General features: G+C 47.5%; 11 protein-coding genes. 8 read left to right on the top strand and 3 right to left on the bottom strand.

The features are described from left to right. Window positions 1-12: 12 nt before the first annotated feature. The 3 genes from QUB26_RS14125 to QUB26_RS14115 all read left to right on the top strand — a co-directional run bounded on the left by QUB26_RS14125 (window position 13) and on the right by QUB26_RS14115 (window position 3,904). The gene (locus tag QUB26_RS14125) at window positions 13-129 is read left to right on the top strand and encodes a photosystem II reaction center protein I (protein WP_039887172.1); all 117 of its coding nucleotides are present in this window, start codon (window positions 13-15) and stop codon (window positions 127-129) included. 443 nt (window positions 130-572) lie between these two features. Next, the gene (locus QUB26_RS14120) at window positions 573-3,101 is read left to right on the top strand and encodes a DUF3769 domain-containing protein (protein WP_333318496.1); all 2,529 of its coding nucleotides are present in this window, start codon (window positions 573-575) and stop codon (window positions 3,099-3,101) included. A gap of 131 nt (window positions 3,102-3,232) precedes the next feature. Next, window positions 3,233-3,904, top strand: a complete 672-nt coding sequence (locus QUB26_RS14115) for a hypothetical protein (RefSeq protein WP_333209691.1) — start codon at window positions 3,233-3,235, stop codon at window positions 3,902-3,904. A 25-nt stretch (window positions 3,905-3,929) separates the two neighbouring features. Here QUB26_RS14115 and QUB26_RS14110 read toward each other — a convergent pair whose 3' ends face one another. Next, window positions 3,930-4,445, bottom strand: coding sequence for a phycobiliprotein lyase (locus QUB26_RS14110; RefSeq protein ID WP_333245371.1), 516 nt, complete (start codon window positions 4,443-4,445; stop codon window positions 3,930-3,932). A gap of 703 nt (window positions 4,446-5,148) precedes the next feature. Here QUB26_RS14110 and QUB26_RS14105 point away from each other — a divergent pair. Further along, complete coding sequence (locus QUB26_RS14105) at window positions 5,149-7,377, top strand: hypothetical protein (protein ID WP_333318493.1); 2,229 nt, start codon at window positions 5,149-5,151, stop codon at window positions 7,375-7,377. Between the two features lie 226 nt (window positions 7,378-7,603). Here the strand turns inward: QUB26_RS14105 and QUB26_RS14100 are convergent, their stop codons facing one another. Both QUB26_RS14100 and QUB26_RS14095 read right to left on the bottom strand, forming a co-directional pair. Continuing rightward, window positions 7,604-9,013, bottom strand: coding sequence for a (Fe-S)-binding protein (locus tag QUB26_RS14100; RefSeq protein WP_333318491.1), 1,410 nt, complete (start codon window positions 9,011-9,013; stop codon window positions 7,604-7,606). A 374-nt stretch (window positions 9,014-9,387) separates the two neighbouring features. Continuing rightward, window positions 9,388-10,848 carry an FAD-binding oxidoreductase gene (locus tag QUB26_RS14095; protein ID WP_333318488.1) on the bottom strand — a complete coding sequence of 487 codons (1,461 nt, stop codon included), beginning with the start codon at window positions 10,846-10,848 and terminating at the stop codon, window positions 9,388-9,390. Between the two features lie 97 nt (window positions 10,849-10,945). On the opposite strand from QUB26_RS14095, the gene QUB26_RS14090 reads away from it, so the two are divergent. The 4 genes from QUB26_RS14090 (at window position 10,946) to QUB26_RS14075 (ending at window position 14,568) form a co-directional block, all read left to right on the top strand. Then, complete coding sequence (locus QUB26_RS14090) at window positions 10,946-12,409, top strand: ATPase domain-containing protein (RefSeq protein WP_333318486.1); 1,464 nt, start codon at window positions 10,946-10,948, stop codon at window positions 12,407-12,409. Between the two features lie 416 nt (window positions 12,410-12,825). Then, a complete protein-coding gene (locus tag QUB26_RS14085; RefSeq protein ID WP_333145572.1) occupies window positions 12,826-13,197 on the top strand; it encodes a response regulator in 372 nt (123 codons plus the stop codon). Further along, the gene (locus QUB26_RS14080) at window positions 13,194-14,354 is read left to right on the top strand and encodes an ATP-binding protein (RefSeq protein WP_333244158.1); all 1,161 of its coding nucleotides are present in this window, start codon (window positions 13,194-13,196) and stop codon (window positions 14,352-14,354) included. The genes QUB26_RS14085 and QUB26_RS14080 overlap by 4 nt, the downstream gene beginning before the upstream one ends. A 19-nt stretch (window positions 14,355-14,373) precedes the next feature. Beyond that, window positions 14,374-14,568 (top strand): DUF4079 family protein, encoded by a 195-nt coding sequence (locus QUB26_RS14075; protein WP_333245387.1) that lies wholly within the window; start codon window positions 14,374-14,376, stop codon window positions 14,566-14,568. The last annotated feature ends 73 nt before the right edge of the window (window positions 14,569-14,641 follow it).

Below are 14,641 nucleotides of genomic sequence, written 5' to 3'. Positions count from 1 at the left end.
GAGACTCCCACAGTGCTAACCCTCAAAATCGTAGTTAATGTAGTTGTTTTATTTTTTGTTTCCCTGTTCATATTTGGATTTTTGTCCAATGACCCAGCCCGGAACCCCAACCGCAGAGACATGGAATAAACAACTTATCTCGCCCGCAGAGTGGGGGCGCGTCACCGCAGCCCCTGCAACAGCCGACAAACCCGCAAAAATTAGTCGGACAAAACTTGACAATCCAAGCATCCAGGATACAAGCCCCCTGATTCATCAGTCCAGAAATAAAAAACCTGTATCCGATAAAGGAGCCCCCGAATTGATCCGTGGGGTAAATGCTTCAAATCTAAAATCTAAAATCTAAAATCTAAAATCGATTGACCTCGCACCGCCAGCGAGGTTATCTTGTGGCGGAAGCAAGTTCTGAAAGCAGCCCTATTCCGGCGCGCCCAAGCCACTGCAAATTTTAGATGTCAGATTAATCTCTAAACAGTTACCTTTTAGATGCAAAATTTTCAATAAATTGCACCCTATAAAATCTAAAATCTAAAATCTAAAATCTAAAATCGGATGACTTACCTGTAGTAACTATGCCCTATCCGGTACCGCCGCCAGAACCCCCTGGCATCATCTACATCGCAAAGCCAAAAAAAGTCGCCCTCACTGTCGCGGCCGGCGATGGAGACACCCGCAGCAACCCCGCAGAAATACCGGAACCAAGCCCAGATATCGTTCAGCCAGAACCCACACCAGCCCCAGCAGAACCCGCAGCCACACTCCTCGGCACCACCGCAGCCACCGATGGGCCTCCAGAAATCGCCGACCCCCTAGCGGAAGTCGAAAGTGGCCACGCAGTGGTGGGATTTCAGCGTCAGGCCCCTGTGGAAGAACCCGAAACTGCGGAAACTCCGAAAGATTCCTCGTTTACAGCTTACCAATTGGGTTCGGTAGAAAATGCCATTGCCATTCGCAATCGGGAACGAACCGCAGAGGCGCAGAGAAAACAGGAGAGAAATCTTGCCGGAAAGCAGGAAAGTTGGTATCAGGCCCAAGGTCGGCAGTTAGAGGATAACTCTCCCGAACCGGCAGAGATTCCCGTTCCAGAACCAGCGCTAGAACCAGCACCTAGCGGGCAACAGCAGTTCGACATTCCCACACCAGGAACCATCCCCACACCCAGAACACCCCCTGCGCCGACACCGAAACCTAAACCAGCCGCGCCGGGAGTCCGCACCGCCCCTTCTCAGCGAACGGTGCCTTTTCCGGTGACTCCGGCCGATATTATTGAAGTTAAGGCTGACAGTCAAGAATTCGACGACCAGCAGCAAATTGTGACGGCGGTTGGTAATGTCGTTGTGCGGTTCCGGCAAACTGTGATTGATGCCGATCGAGCGATCGTCAACTTAGTCACCCGCCAAGTGGTAGCATCCGGCAATGTCGCCTATACCCGCGGGCAACAAGTAGTGCGCGGCCAGCGGATGGAGTTCAATCTCGGCCTCAACAGCGGCGCAGTCGAACAAGCAAGAGGCGAAATATTCCTGCCCGCAGCAGGTAGCGAATTGACTCCCACACTGCCGACAGATATCAGTGCCGGGACGATTCTCGAACAGCCGCTGAGCGATCGAATTACCAGCCAGCAGCCCCTGCGCGGAGTCAGATCCCCCGGCGCTGCTACAGTGACTCTCGGTGGGGGTGGACAGCTAGCAGCCCCCCAAGTGGTCGGCGCCGTCAACCGCATCCGCTTTGAAGCAGAACGCATCGAACTGCTGCCAGACGGCGCGAGGGTAGCAACCAACATTCGGCTTACTAACGACCCGTTTTCCCCCCCGGAATTTGAATACAGGGCCCGGACGGCGACGATTAGAAGGATTTCGCCCACGGCAGAGGAATTAGTCACAACGAAACCCCGCTTGGTGTTCGACAACCGAGTGAAAATACCCGTGTATCCCCGCAGGCAAGTGTTTGACAGCAGGCAGCAGAGCGGCCCGTGTTTGACCTTTGGCTACGACGGAGGCGAACGCGGCGGTTTGTATGCCGAGTGCGGTTTTGAGGTGTTGCAAAACGGGCCGGTGCGACTGACTCTGACACCCCAAATTTACCTGCAGCGGATCGTGGCAGAGAACGGCGGCAATCCGTTTTCTCCCGACAGCTACGGGCTGAAAGCGAGGTTGGGCGCTAGTCTGGGCCCGCGTACCAGGCTGGACGGCTCGGCAATATTTCTGAGTTTTGAAAATTTTCCGAACTTGCCAGAAGACAGCTTTCGGGGCAATTTGCGCCTGCGACAGTTGATCGGCACTCACACTCTGGCTGCAGAATACAGTTATCGCGATCGGCTGTTTAACGGTTCTCTGGGCTATCAAACCGTGCAGAGCAGCCTGGGGGCAGTCCTAACTTCCCCAGTCATCCCACTCGGAGGCACGGGCATCAATCTCAGCTACCAAGCTGGGTATCAATTTATCAATGCTGACACCGATCGAGCAGACTTGCTCGAACCAGTGCGGGAAAACAACCGCATCGATCTGGGCCGTTCCCAACTCAGCTTTGCCTTGAGCCGCGGCTTCAACCTGTGGGAGGGCGAACCTCTCCCCCGCACTCCCACCCAGGGTTTGAGGTATACGCGGACGCCGGTGGTTCCTTTCTTGCAACTGGCCTTGGGACTCCGGGGAGTTGGTACTTATTACAGCAGTGGCGATCGACAAAATTCCCTCGCCGGCAGCGTCGGCATTCAAGGGCAGTTCGGTCATTTCTCCCGCCCTTTCCTCGACTACACTGGGTTTAACGTGACTTATACCCAGGTGGGGCGCGACGGTATCTCGCCGTTTTTATTCGATCGCTTAGTAGATTTGAGAGTCCTGTCTTTTGGACTTGTCCAGCAAGTTTACGGAGGCTTTCGAGTTGGATTTCAAAGTGCTATTAATTTAGAAAGCGGGGAAACAATCAGTACCAATTACACTCTAGAATACAGCCGCCGCAGCTACGCAATCATTTTGCGTTTTAATCCTGAGCGTCAAGTCGGCAGCCTGACTTTTAGAATTAGCGACTTCAACTGGAATGGGACTCCCCAACCTTTTTCCGGGGACGCGCGAACTGTAGAAGGAGGAGTGCGTTTATCTGATTAATTCACTTGGTAATTGGTAATTAGTGATTGGGAATTGGTCATTGGGAATTGGTCATTGGGAATTTTGAACCAACCGTCAACAGAAAACAGTCCACAGAAAACAGTCAACAGTCAACAGTCAACAGACAACACATGACAGAAGTGACCGCAATATCTGCACAAGCAGCGGCTCTGCTGGTTCACTACGGTTTTGACCTAGGTGGCAAAAAAGCCGAGAAATTGGCGGGTGAATGGCTGACCAAGTATCCCGGCTATTGGCTGCGTTTAGCAGTGGTTGAAGCGCTTTATCAAGGGCGCTACAAGGCTGTTTCTGTGGGACAGCTATTGAGTATGTGGCATCGGATAGGTCAACCTCTCTATCATTTCAATCGCGAGTTTGAACGCTTGGTATGCAATAATTTTCCTCAAAATTTAACCGGGGAAAGTGCTGCTCAACTGTCACCGGAAGATATACTTTTATCGCACCAGGAACCGGAAGTAAGTGCCGCAGAGTTAGATTTGCGTGGGCCGTCAGAGGCGCAACTGGATGTGGCGCTTCAAGCAGAAGTCCCAAACACAGAGGCCCAGGAAACAGGAAAATTACCTGCTGCCGACGATCGCACCAAAGAAAATACAGAATTTGTAGTATATGAAGATGTGGCTGTTACTGCCCTCGCCGATCGAGCCGAAGCCGAGCACAAATTAGCGGACAAACCTGTGGCAAAATCATTCCCAGTTGTCAAACACACTGATTTTCATACCAAGTTAAAAGCGATTGCCAGAGAAGGCCGAAGAAAGAAGGGAGAAAGCAGAAATAGAGTGTAAACTTTGGGAACTATATAGTTATTTTTCACTTTTCACTTGGGGCACTTACTCCCATCCGAATTTCCGAACAAAAAGAAGCTTGTTCCGTACCGTTAGCTTGCCTAACAACGCTAGTCCGCAGCCGCAAATTGGGCATGAGATACCACAGCCTTTCTTCCGCATGGAGGGTGTCTGATTCTGTAATCAATGTCAGCACGTCGTCGCCCATCACGTAGCGACTATTACCCTTGTCTTGCAACACTTTGCCTTCGCTTGGATTGTCGGGATTTGGTACGATCGCTAGTATTGTAGAACCGATTTGTTTAGCTTGGTCGCGATCGGGAATACCGTCCCAACTAATCCGAACGCTAGTTAGCTTAGTTGAAGCCGGGTTAATCGAGTGTTGTTGGCAAAGTTTAACGACTGCTGCATCGCTAGCTGTCAGTATTTCTATTTTGAGGTCGGATTTACCTGCCTGCAATTCCCCAGAATGGAGATTGTGTACGGTACGCTGAGAAAACCATTTACCTGCACTTAACTCGAAAAACTCGATAACATCCATGAAATTTGTCTCTAAAGTCAATACTGCTTTATTTGCGATCGTGACTTGCGCGCTATGGAGTCAGAAACCCGGTTTCTTCCTACGTACCTAGCGGTCAAACCAATGATTTTGTCTAGAAACCCGGTTTAATAGTGCAAGTCCTTTTCTATATTTTAGAGGAAGGGGGCGCACCTGCAAAGCTTTCTGAGAGCTTTAGGTGAAACAGATTGCAGATGCCGCCCTGGTAGCAAACCCAACCAGGGGGACATCTGCCTCCCTGATGTGGCCGACTTGAGAGAAAATTAGAGCATCCGCCATCATGTTTCGTTATAAAAAGTCTTTTTCGCACTTTCAATAGGATTGCGATACCTGAAAATTTTTAGCTTGAGAGTGTTTATCGATCGACCATTGCCCAAAGAGCCGCTATGTTAAGAAAAACAAAGATATATGTCAGCTTTTGTCGCTCAATCGGTAAATTGGGCGTTGCTGAGTTGAATTATATTGGCCGCGATTTATTGTAATCGCACTGCTTGAAAATTCTCAAAGCAGACTTCGACTAAAAAACAAGCAATTCATCGAACCATCACCAAACCGAGGACAGCAAGCCTATAGCACATAGCATTCAAATATGTCATGCTAAGTCTAAGAGAAAAGATTCTCGATCGGCTTTTCGGTAGGGTGCAGCTAGCGATCGTATACATTTAAAGAACACATCCGTAAATTTATGACCGAGTTTAAACAAGGGCTGGATCAAATCCAGCCCGCAGAACAGACGAACTACCTGGGAATATTGCCCAGTCAGCTAGCAGCGACTTCAGACTCCGAAAAATTATACAGCTTACTAACAGATTACAATTTTATTAAAGCCAAGCTGTCAGCATCGGGAGTACAGGCGCTAATAGAAGATTACGATTTAGCAACAAGTCCCGATATTATTTCAGACCAAAAAGCCGATCAACTCAAATTAATCCAAGAAGCAATTCGGCTGTCAGCCCACATTCTAGCCGCAGATAAAAGCCAACTAGCCCCCCAACTAATAGCCCGCTTGATGCGCTTTGAAAGTCCAGAAATTCAAGCCCTGCTAGCACAGGCAAAACATCAAACAACCCCCTGGCTGCGACCGCTAACGCCCAGCTTTACCCCTCCCGGCGGGAGATTGCTGCGTACCCTCACCGGACATACAGACTGGGTACAAGGTGTAGCAATCACCCCCGACGGCAAGCGGGCAATTTCTGCGTCCTCCGACCACACTCTTAAAATTTGGCAATTAGAAACAGGAGAAGAACTTTCCACCCTCAAAGGTCATCTTACCTACGTCAATGCTGTAGCTGTAACCCCCGACGGTACTAAAGTAATTTCCGGTTCTTGGGACAATACCATTAAAATTTGGGATTTAGAAACGGGACAAGAAATATTTACTTTTGCAGGCGATACTTTTGCGGTAGAAGCAGTAGCAGTTACTCCCGACGGCAAGCGAGTAATTTCTGGTTCTTGGGATGGCAGTATTAAAGTTTGGGATTTGACAAGCAGGGAAGTAATTTTTAACTTCAAAGGTCACAGCAGTTTTGTCCAGTCCGTAGCAGTAAGTCCTGATAGCAAACGGTTGATTTCCGGGTCGGGAGACAACAGCATGAAAGTCTGGAACATAGAAACCGGAAAAGAACTTTTTACTCTCACCGGTCATACAGACTGGGTAAAAAGTGTAGCCGTTACTCCCGACGGCGAAAAAATAATTTCCGGCAGCTACGACGAAACTGTTCAAGTCTGGAGTTTGTCAGAAAGAAAGCAACTTTTCACTTTAGGAAAACACAGCAGTTTCGTTCAAGCTGTGGCAGTCAGTCCCGACGGCAAACGAGTAATTTCGGCTGCCGGCGACAAAACGCTGAAAGTTTGGAATCTCGAAACAAAAGAAGAACTTTTCACTTTTACCAATCACATAGCCCCAGTGAATGCTGTGGCCGTTACCCCGGACGGCAAGAGGATAGTTTCTGGTTCCTCTGACAAAACTCTCAAAGTTTGGCACTTAGAAACAGGCAAAGAAAATTTATCATTTGCAGGTCACGATGACTGGGTAAATGCCGTAGCAGTGACGGCGGATGGTACGAAAGCGATTTCCGGTTCAGGAGACAACAGAATTAAAGTCTGGAATCTCAAAAATGGACAAGAAATTTGTACTATTCCCGGTCATAAAGATTGGGTAAAAGCGATCGCAATCACACCGGATAGCAAGCGAGTAGTTTCGGGTTCCGGCGACAAAACTGTGAAAGTTTGGGATATAGAAACCGGAAAAGAAATCTTTACTTTCACGGGTCACACAGACTGGGTAAATTCTGTGGCAGTGACGCCAGACGGAACGATGGCGATTTCCGGTTCTGGAGACAAAACTATTAAAGTTTGGAATCTAGAAACAGGAGAGGAAGTTTTTACTTTTTTAGGTCATGAGGACGGGATAAAAGCTGTGGCAGTTACTCCCGACAGCAAGCGGGTTATTTCGGCTTCCGGCGACCAAACTCTGAAAATTTGGAGTTTGGGTAAAGAAAAGAATATTTTGGCAAATTTCTGGAATTTAGCCGTCAAAAATCTACTTTTCACTCTCAAAGGTCATGAGAGTTTTGTGAATGCTGTGGCAGTTACGGCGGATGGCAAATGGGCGATTTCAGGAGGGCGGGAACAGAATTTGAAAGTTTGGGATTTGTCAAGTAGAAAAGAAGTTTTTACTTTGGCCGGTCATGCTGATGCGGTAACATCGGTGGCGACTATGGGAACAAAGGCAATTTCTGTTTCGGACGATAATACTCTCAAAGTTTGGGATTTGTTAAGTCGAGAAGTAATTGCTAGTTTCAGCGGAGATAGTGCTTTGAAGGCTTGCGCTATTGCACCGGATGGAGTGACAATCTTAGTGGCGGAAGCTTCGGGACAGGTGCATTTTTTGAGGTTAGAAGACGGGAAATAGTCATTAGTCATTAGTCATTATGCCGATCGCACTTTTGCTAAAATTTAAAAGTGCGATCGCCCTTTGCCCCAATCAAGTCTACAATTATTCCGCGTCAATACCCATCGATCGCAGTCTTTCCGCTAGAACAGCAGCCCAAAGTGCGATCTTTCTCAATACAGCGGTTCATCAAAAAAAAATCTCACTCAGCATCGAAAATAGGGCAGACACCACCCGCCCTACAAAACTACTTCCTCAGCAACTTCACCCCGCGAATCGAATAATCCAAAAGCTCAATTGGGTGCATTAAAGTAACTGTTTTTCCCTGCAACTCCAAATGCTTCTTAATTTGCAAAGAACAACCCGGATTAGAAGAAGCAATCAACTCCGCCCCAGTATTCAGCAAATTCTCCACCTTTTGCACACCCAATTCATCAGCAATCTCCGGCTGAAGCATATTGTAAACCCCCGCACTCCCGCAGCACAAAGCCGCATCCACAGGTTCTTTTAACTTCACACCCGGAATTTGTTGCAGCAACTGACGTGGCTGCAAACTAATCTTTTGCCCGTGCAACAAATGACAAGCATCCTGATAAACAATTGTCAAATCTCCCTCAATCAAAGGATTGAGTTTTGCCGTAATTCCTGCACTTGCCAAAAACTCTTGCACGTCCTTAACATTAGCAGCAAATTTCTCAGCTTTCTCCCGATATTGCAGGTCATCTGCTAAAATGTGACCGTATTCTTTCAAAGTATGGCCGCACCCAGCAGCGTTGATAATCACAAAATCAACACCAGTATTTTCAAAGCTATCAATCATTTGTCTCGCCAAGGCTTTAGCCTGTTCTGCTTGGCCTTGATGTTCCGGCAAAGCAGCACAGCATCCCTGACTTTTAGGAACCACAACCTCGCAACCGTTAGCCGTTAAAACTCGCACCGTCGCTTCATTAACTGGCGAAAATAACAGCCGCTGCACGCAGCCTAAAATCACGCCGACTCGATAGCGTTTCTCCCCTTGTGCCGGAATTACCTCTGGTAAATTATCCCGGAAAGAATCGACAGAAACTTTCGGCAAAATTGATTCCATCGCCGCCAAGCGAGGAAATACTTTTTTCAGCAAACCTGTTTTGCGGACAAGTTTTGGCAGTCCTAATTTTTGATAAATAAACAGCGGTACAAGCAAAGGCCGCAATCTGTGAGGATAAGGGAAGAGATTAAAAATCAGAGTGCGAATTACATTGTCGGAAAAAGTGCGTTCCTGATTTCTAGTAACTTGGTGGCGAGTTGCGGAAATTAATTTGTCGTATTGTACTCCAGAAGGGCAAGTTGTAACGCAGGCCAAACAGCCCAAACAAGTATCGAAATGCTGTGAGGTTGCTTCGTTTAAAGGTGCGTCGCCTTCGTTAATTGCATCCATTAAATAAATGCGGCCTCTGGGGGAATCCATTTCTTTGCCGAGTACGCGATAACTCGGACAAGTTGACAAACAAAAGCCGCAGTGTACGCAAGTATCGATTAATTTCGGATCAGGCGGATTGTTCGCGTCGAAACCTGGGATTTCGAGGGTTTGTAAGTGGGGATTTTGTGCTAGAAAATTGCTTTCTTTGGCAGGTCTTAAATTGTCGCTGGGAAGTTGAGATTTTTCTGAAGTTTGCATATATATATTACCTAATTGTTTTGGTTCCTAGTGACTATCGCCTAAAACCCTTGATAATTCTTGCTTTTAGCTGAGTCTAAATCCCCCTTAATAAGGGGAGTAGGGGTTGACTTTGAGCATTTCCTGTCCCCCCTTCTTAAGGGCGGCTAGGGGGGATCTAGAGTCTAATCGTCAAACAGTAGATCGGTACTACATAAGACGTTAAGGATCGTGGATTAAATAACTTCCGTAGGTTGGGTTGAGGCACGAAACCCAACAATCAAGCGTGGGGTTGGGTTTCGTTCCTCAACCCAACCTACAAAAAATGCAAGTTATTTAATTCTCATTCCTAAGTTGACACCAATGAAACTGAAGTCCTGACTACAAACTTTAAACTAAATACCGCTGATAAAACGATGGGGACTCAAAAGATTTTCCGGGTCAAACTGCTGTTTTATCCGGCGCATTAAATCGATCGCACTTCCAGTATAGCCCCAAACATCTAACTCTTGCTTGATGTCGGTCGGCGCTGCTAAAACAGTCAGAAAACCGCCTTTAGCTTCGCACCCTCTGCGTACCTGCAACAACCTGTCTGCAGTTGTAGTCTCAAACCGCAAAACCCCCAAACCGCTGCCTGCATGAATCCAAGCGTCCTGTACTGGCAATGTGTTAATGGCTGTTACAGCTTCCGACGGTCTGATTCCTATTTTGCAAATAATTGCCGACTTTGTGCCAGAATCCCACATTGTTTCTGGCAATCTTTGCCATAACTTATGCTCATCATTTTCGCGGCAGCTAGTGCCTTGCAAACCCAACTTTTCGGCAACTTCCAGCAAGCGGGCTGATTGTTGTTTAACACTTTCTGCGATACTTTGAAATCTGACGATTAATCCTGTGCCCTTTCCTAAGCCTAATTTGGCGACTAATTCAGGTGACAGCAAATCGATCGCACTTGGTGTCAAAGCAGAGGATAATAAGATTTGAGCCGTTTGGGACAAAGCATTAATTTCCCCTGTCAGCACTACGGTTCCCGATGATTCAGGCAGGGGATACACTCGGAAAGTTACTTGAGAAATGACGCCCAAGGTACCGTAAGCACCAGTAAACAATTTCATCAAGTCGTAGCCGGCGACATTTTTAACAACTCGACCTCCGGCTACCGCAATTTTACCGTCCGATCGCACAAAGGTAATTCCCAACAGCAAATCGCGCACCCCCCGATAGCGATGCCGCAAGGAACCCGCATCAGCAGTAGCGACAATGCCGCCCAAAGTTGCCTGTTGCGGATATGCTGGATCGATCGGCAAAAACTGACCTGCTGCAGCTAAAATTTGTTGCAAATCCGCAAACTTCATCCCCGCTTCCGCAGTCACCGTTAAATCGCCCACAGCGTGTTCTACAAGCCGATTGAGGCGCGAAGTGCTGACAGCCACAAGCGCCGCTGCATCAGGAGGATTTGGGCGTGTTTTCAAACCCGGAGATCCCCCTAAATCCCCCTTAAGAAGGGGGACTTTGAGTGAATTCTCCCCCCTTTGTAGGGGCGGTGCCCCCGTGCCCGCCCTGGGCTGGGGGGGATCGGAGTCTAATTTAACTAAACCGCCCCAATCAAGTTTGCTGCCACTGCCACAAGGCAAGACTGCACAGCGATGTTGCTGTGCCCAAGCAATGACAGCCGCCAGTTCTTCCTGAGTATTGGGGTAAACAGTACAATCTATTTTCGTGTCGGGGGCAACTGCTTTTTCTACCCGTTCTTGCCAAAATGGCTCTGTATCTTGCCAGCGACAGATGCTAGCAGCCCCGACAATAATTTCTAATTCTTGTATGCTTACGTAATTTTCGGTAGAAAAAGATTTCATGAAGGTTATCAGACGCCCGGTAAAAAAAATTATCAAAACACTGCCTAAAACCATTAAATATTAATACGGGCCCGATATTCAAAACATGAAGAAACAAATGTCTCAAAACCGAATTTCTCTGGGAATTACCGGTCTCAACGAAGTGATTGGCGGTGGCCTAATTCCTCAACGCTCTTATCTGGTGCGCGGCGGCCCGGGTACTGGCAAGACTACACTGGGCTTTCACTTTTTGGCAGCAGGTGTGGCTCTGGGAGAAACGCCCCTGTTTATTACTTTAGGAGAACCGGAAGCGCAATTGCGGGCCAATGCCACAAGTCTCGGTTTTGATATGGAAGCGATGGCGTTCCTCGATTTGAGCCCATCGTCAGAATTTTTTACCCAAGTTCAAACTTATGACATTTTCTCCCCCTCCGAGGTTGAGCGAGAACCGACTACACAAAAGATTATCGAGCGAGTCGAAGCTGTCAAGCCACAACGGGTGTTTTTGGACGCAATCACTCAATTTCGCTACTTAGCTGCGGATGAGTTCCAATTCCGCAAGCAAGTTCTGTCTTTTCTGCGGTTTTTGGTGGAAGGGGGGGCGACGGTGGTGTTTACCTCAGAAGGTACATCAAGTGCTCCCGATGACGATTTGCAATTCATCAGCGACGGAGTAATTTACTTGGAACTGCGCCCAGAAGGACGCACCCTGTCTGTCACCAAGCTGCGAGGCTCTAACTTCCGCACCGGCCGCCATTCGCTCCGCCTGAGTCAGGCTGGTATGGAGGTATTTCCGCGACTGCTTCCGGACAACTTTCAACAGGATTTTGTTGCTGAAGCGATTTCTTCGGGGGTTCCAGAAATGGACGAACTGCTGCACGGGGGACTGGAACGGGGGACTGTGACGGTGATTAGCGGGCCTAGCGGCGTGGGTAAAACGACGGTGGGGATTCAGTTTATGAAGGAAGCCGCAGGAAGGGGGGAGCGATCGGTAGTTTACATTTTTGAGGAGTCAACTTCTACTCTGTTGCAGCGCTGCGAATCAGTTAACATCCCGGTTGGGGCGATGATGGGGCAAGGAAGTCTTTCCGTGATACCCGTGGAACCTTTGCTGTACTCGCCGGATCAGTTTGCCTGTATGGTTCGCCAGGAGGTGGAGCAGGAAAAGACGCGGATTGTGATGCTTGACAGTATTTCTGGCTATCAGCTTTCGATGCAGGGGCAAGATTTGGTGAACAATTTGCACGCTTTGTGCAAGTATCTGAAGAATATGGGAGTCACCGTTATCTTGATTAATGAGGTAGAAGCCATTAGCGGAGATTTTCGGCTGACCGAGATCGGAATTAGCTATTTGGCGGATAATCTTCTGTTTATACGCTATCTGGAACGCCAATTGCATAATAGGACAGAAATCCGCAAGGCGATCGGAGTAATTAAAAAACGAGTCAGCAATTTCGAGAGAACTCTGCGAGAACTCGATATTACTCGCTACGGCATCAAAGTCAGCAAACCGATAGCGGGGCTGCGCGGCATTTTGAGTTCGGCGCCGGTGTGGATTGAGGGGGAAGCGGATGAAGATTGAATCGGGATTGGTCGTGCTGTTTCTGGGCAAGTGCAGCTAATTTCGCAGTCGTGAATCTACTAATGAGTAGGGGGCGCACCGCGCACCTCACCACTAGCCTAAGTCCTGGAAAACTTAAATATATTGGTAAATTTGTGTATTTTTCGACTTTTATCGTAGTGTAGTTTTCAATTCTATGAAATACAGTAGGAGTACAGGGTACGCGGCCGTGTCCTGTACCCCAGCATCTGTACTTCACTCAACTGAAAACCTATGTAATCCCTCGCCGAAAAGTAAGCTAATACCAGATAAAAAAAGAATCCAACTTTATGCCACCTCCCAACCCATATATAATCACTCACTCCCCATTCTAAAATCTAAAATCTAAAATCTAAAATCTAAAATGGTTATAACCCGTATTCACAGGAAGCTGATAAATGACTGGCACTTCAATAATTTTAGCCGTAGACCGCAATCAGCGCAACTTGGAACTGTTAGCACAGTTTCTCAACAAAGAAGGATACCAGATGATCGCGGCTTATAACTTTGAAGATGTTGCACAAGCTATCAGTCAGCCTGCGAGGATCGGGATGGCTTTAGTAGATATTTCTGGTTTCGATCGCCGGATTTGGGAGTGCTGCGAACAACTGCGAAATCACCAAATCCCTTTTCTGATACTCTCGCCCAAACAAAGCGCTGCCATTCAGCACGAAAGCCTCTGCCACGGTGCTCGGAATATGTTGGTAAAACCTTTGATAGTTAGAGATTTGCTGGGAATTGTTCACAGCTTGCTAGGAGAATCTGCGTGAGTCAAATTTTATTGCTTGTCGAACAGAAAGAAAATCGCCGCCTGTTATTAGAATGGCTAGCAGTTTATTATGAGGTATTGCTGCCACACTCAACAGAAAATAGTGAGGAGTTTTTACCATTTAATCAATCTTTTGACCTGGCGATAATTGACGGTATTTCCCTGAAACGCCACTGGCAATGGGTTGCCGCCCAAAAACAGGCAGAACACCCGGTATGCTTGCCTTTTCTTTTGATTACATCCCGCTCGGATGTAGGGATGGCAACGCAATTTATTTGGCAAAGTATTGACGATTTGATTATCGCTCCGATCGAGAAGATAGAGTTGCAAGCGCGGGTGGAAATTTTGCTGCGATCGCGCCAGTTGTCTTTAACTCTCAAATTGTCTCACGACCAACTCGATCGCACTCTGCAGACAGCCCAAGAACTCAACGAGATGAAAACATCTTTGCTGTACATGATTGCCCACGACGTTCGCAATCCTTTGAATTTCATCATCGGCACTACACAACTTCTTAGCAAGTACAAGTTGACATTAACAGAGGAGAAAACACAAGAACTTCTAGACAAAACTCAAGCAGCCGCCAAAGGTATAGATTTGTTATTAGATGATGTTCTGCTGCTGGGGCGTGTTGAGTCGGGAAAAACAGGCTTTTCCTTGCTACCGATAGACTTAGCAAAGTTGTGTAATGAGTTGGTAGAGGAATTTCAGAGCAGCCTGAATTTGAAACCTGAAAATGATCGGGTGACGCTGATTTTTGTCAATCACCATCAATCCGCGATGGCCTGTTTGGAGGTAAGCTTGCTCCGGCGAATTCTGGGGAATTTGCTGTCCAATGCTATTAAGTATTCTCCCCCAAATACTGAAGTAATTTTTGAATTCAAACTTACTGAAACTGAGGCTATTTTTTCGATACAGGATGCAGGAATTGGCATACCTGTCGCCGACCAAGAACAGTTATTTGATTCATTTTACCGGGCTAAAAATGTCGGTCGAATTCCCGGTACTGGACTGGGGCTGAGCATTGTTAAAAAATGCGTGGACTTGCAGGGTGGCGAAATTACTTTGACCAGTGAAGAAGGCGTTGGCAGTACATTTACAGTAACGCTGCCGATCGCAAAACCAGGAAAAAAGCAAATGTCGCCTGCAACGCCTTAAACTAGATGCAGGCTTTTTCTTGGGATTTCAAGACGGGATTTTTCACAGTGATAATGTATGGCTGGTTTCTCATTTTTATTACGGACTCGATGGGACGCTTTTGATGGTTTTTTCGTGGGCTATTGCAGCGGAAATTTATCATGCTCGATCGCACCGCTGGCGGAAAATTTACACTGTTTTAAACTGCATCGCGCTGCTGCTATTTCTCTGCTAAGGAATGAGAATTAAATAACTTCCACTCTTGAAAGTGGGATGGGCGTCCCGCCCGTCCAAAAAGGACGGGCGGG

Source organism: Microcoleus sp. B4-C1, assembly GCF_036705285.1.
Lineage (GTDB): Bacteria > Cyanobacteriota > Cyanobacteriia > Cyanobacteriales > Microcoleaceae > Microcoleus.
Note: the sequence above shows the minus strand (reverse complement) of the source record. Positions and strands in the feature narration are given on the sequence as shown.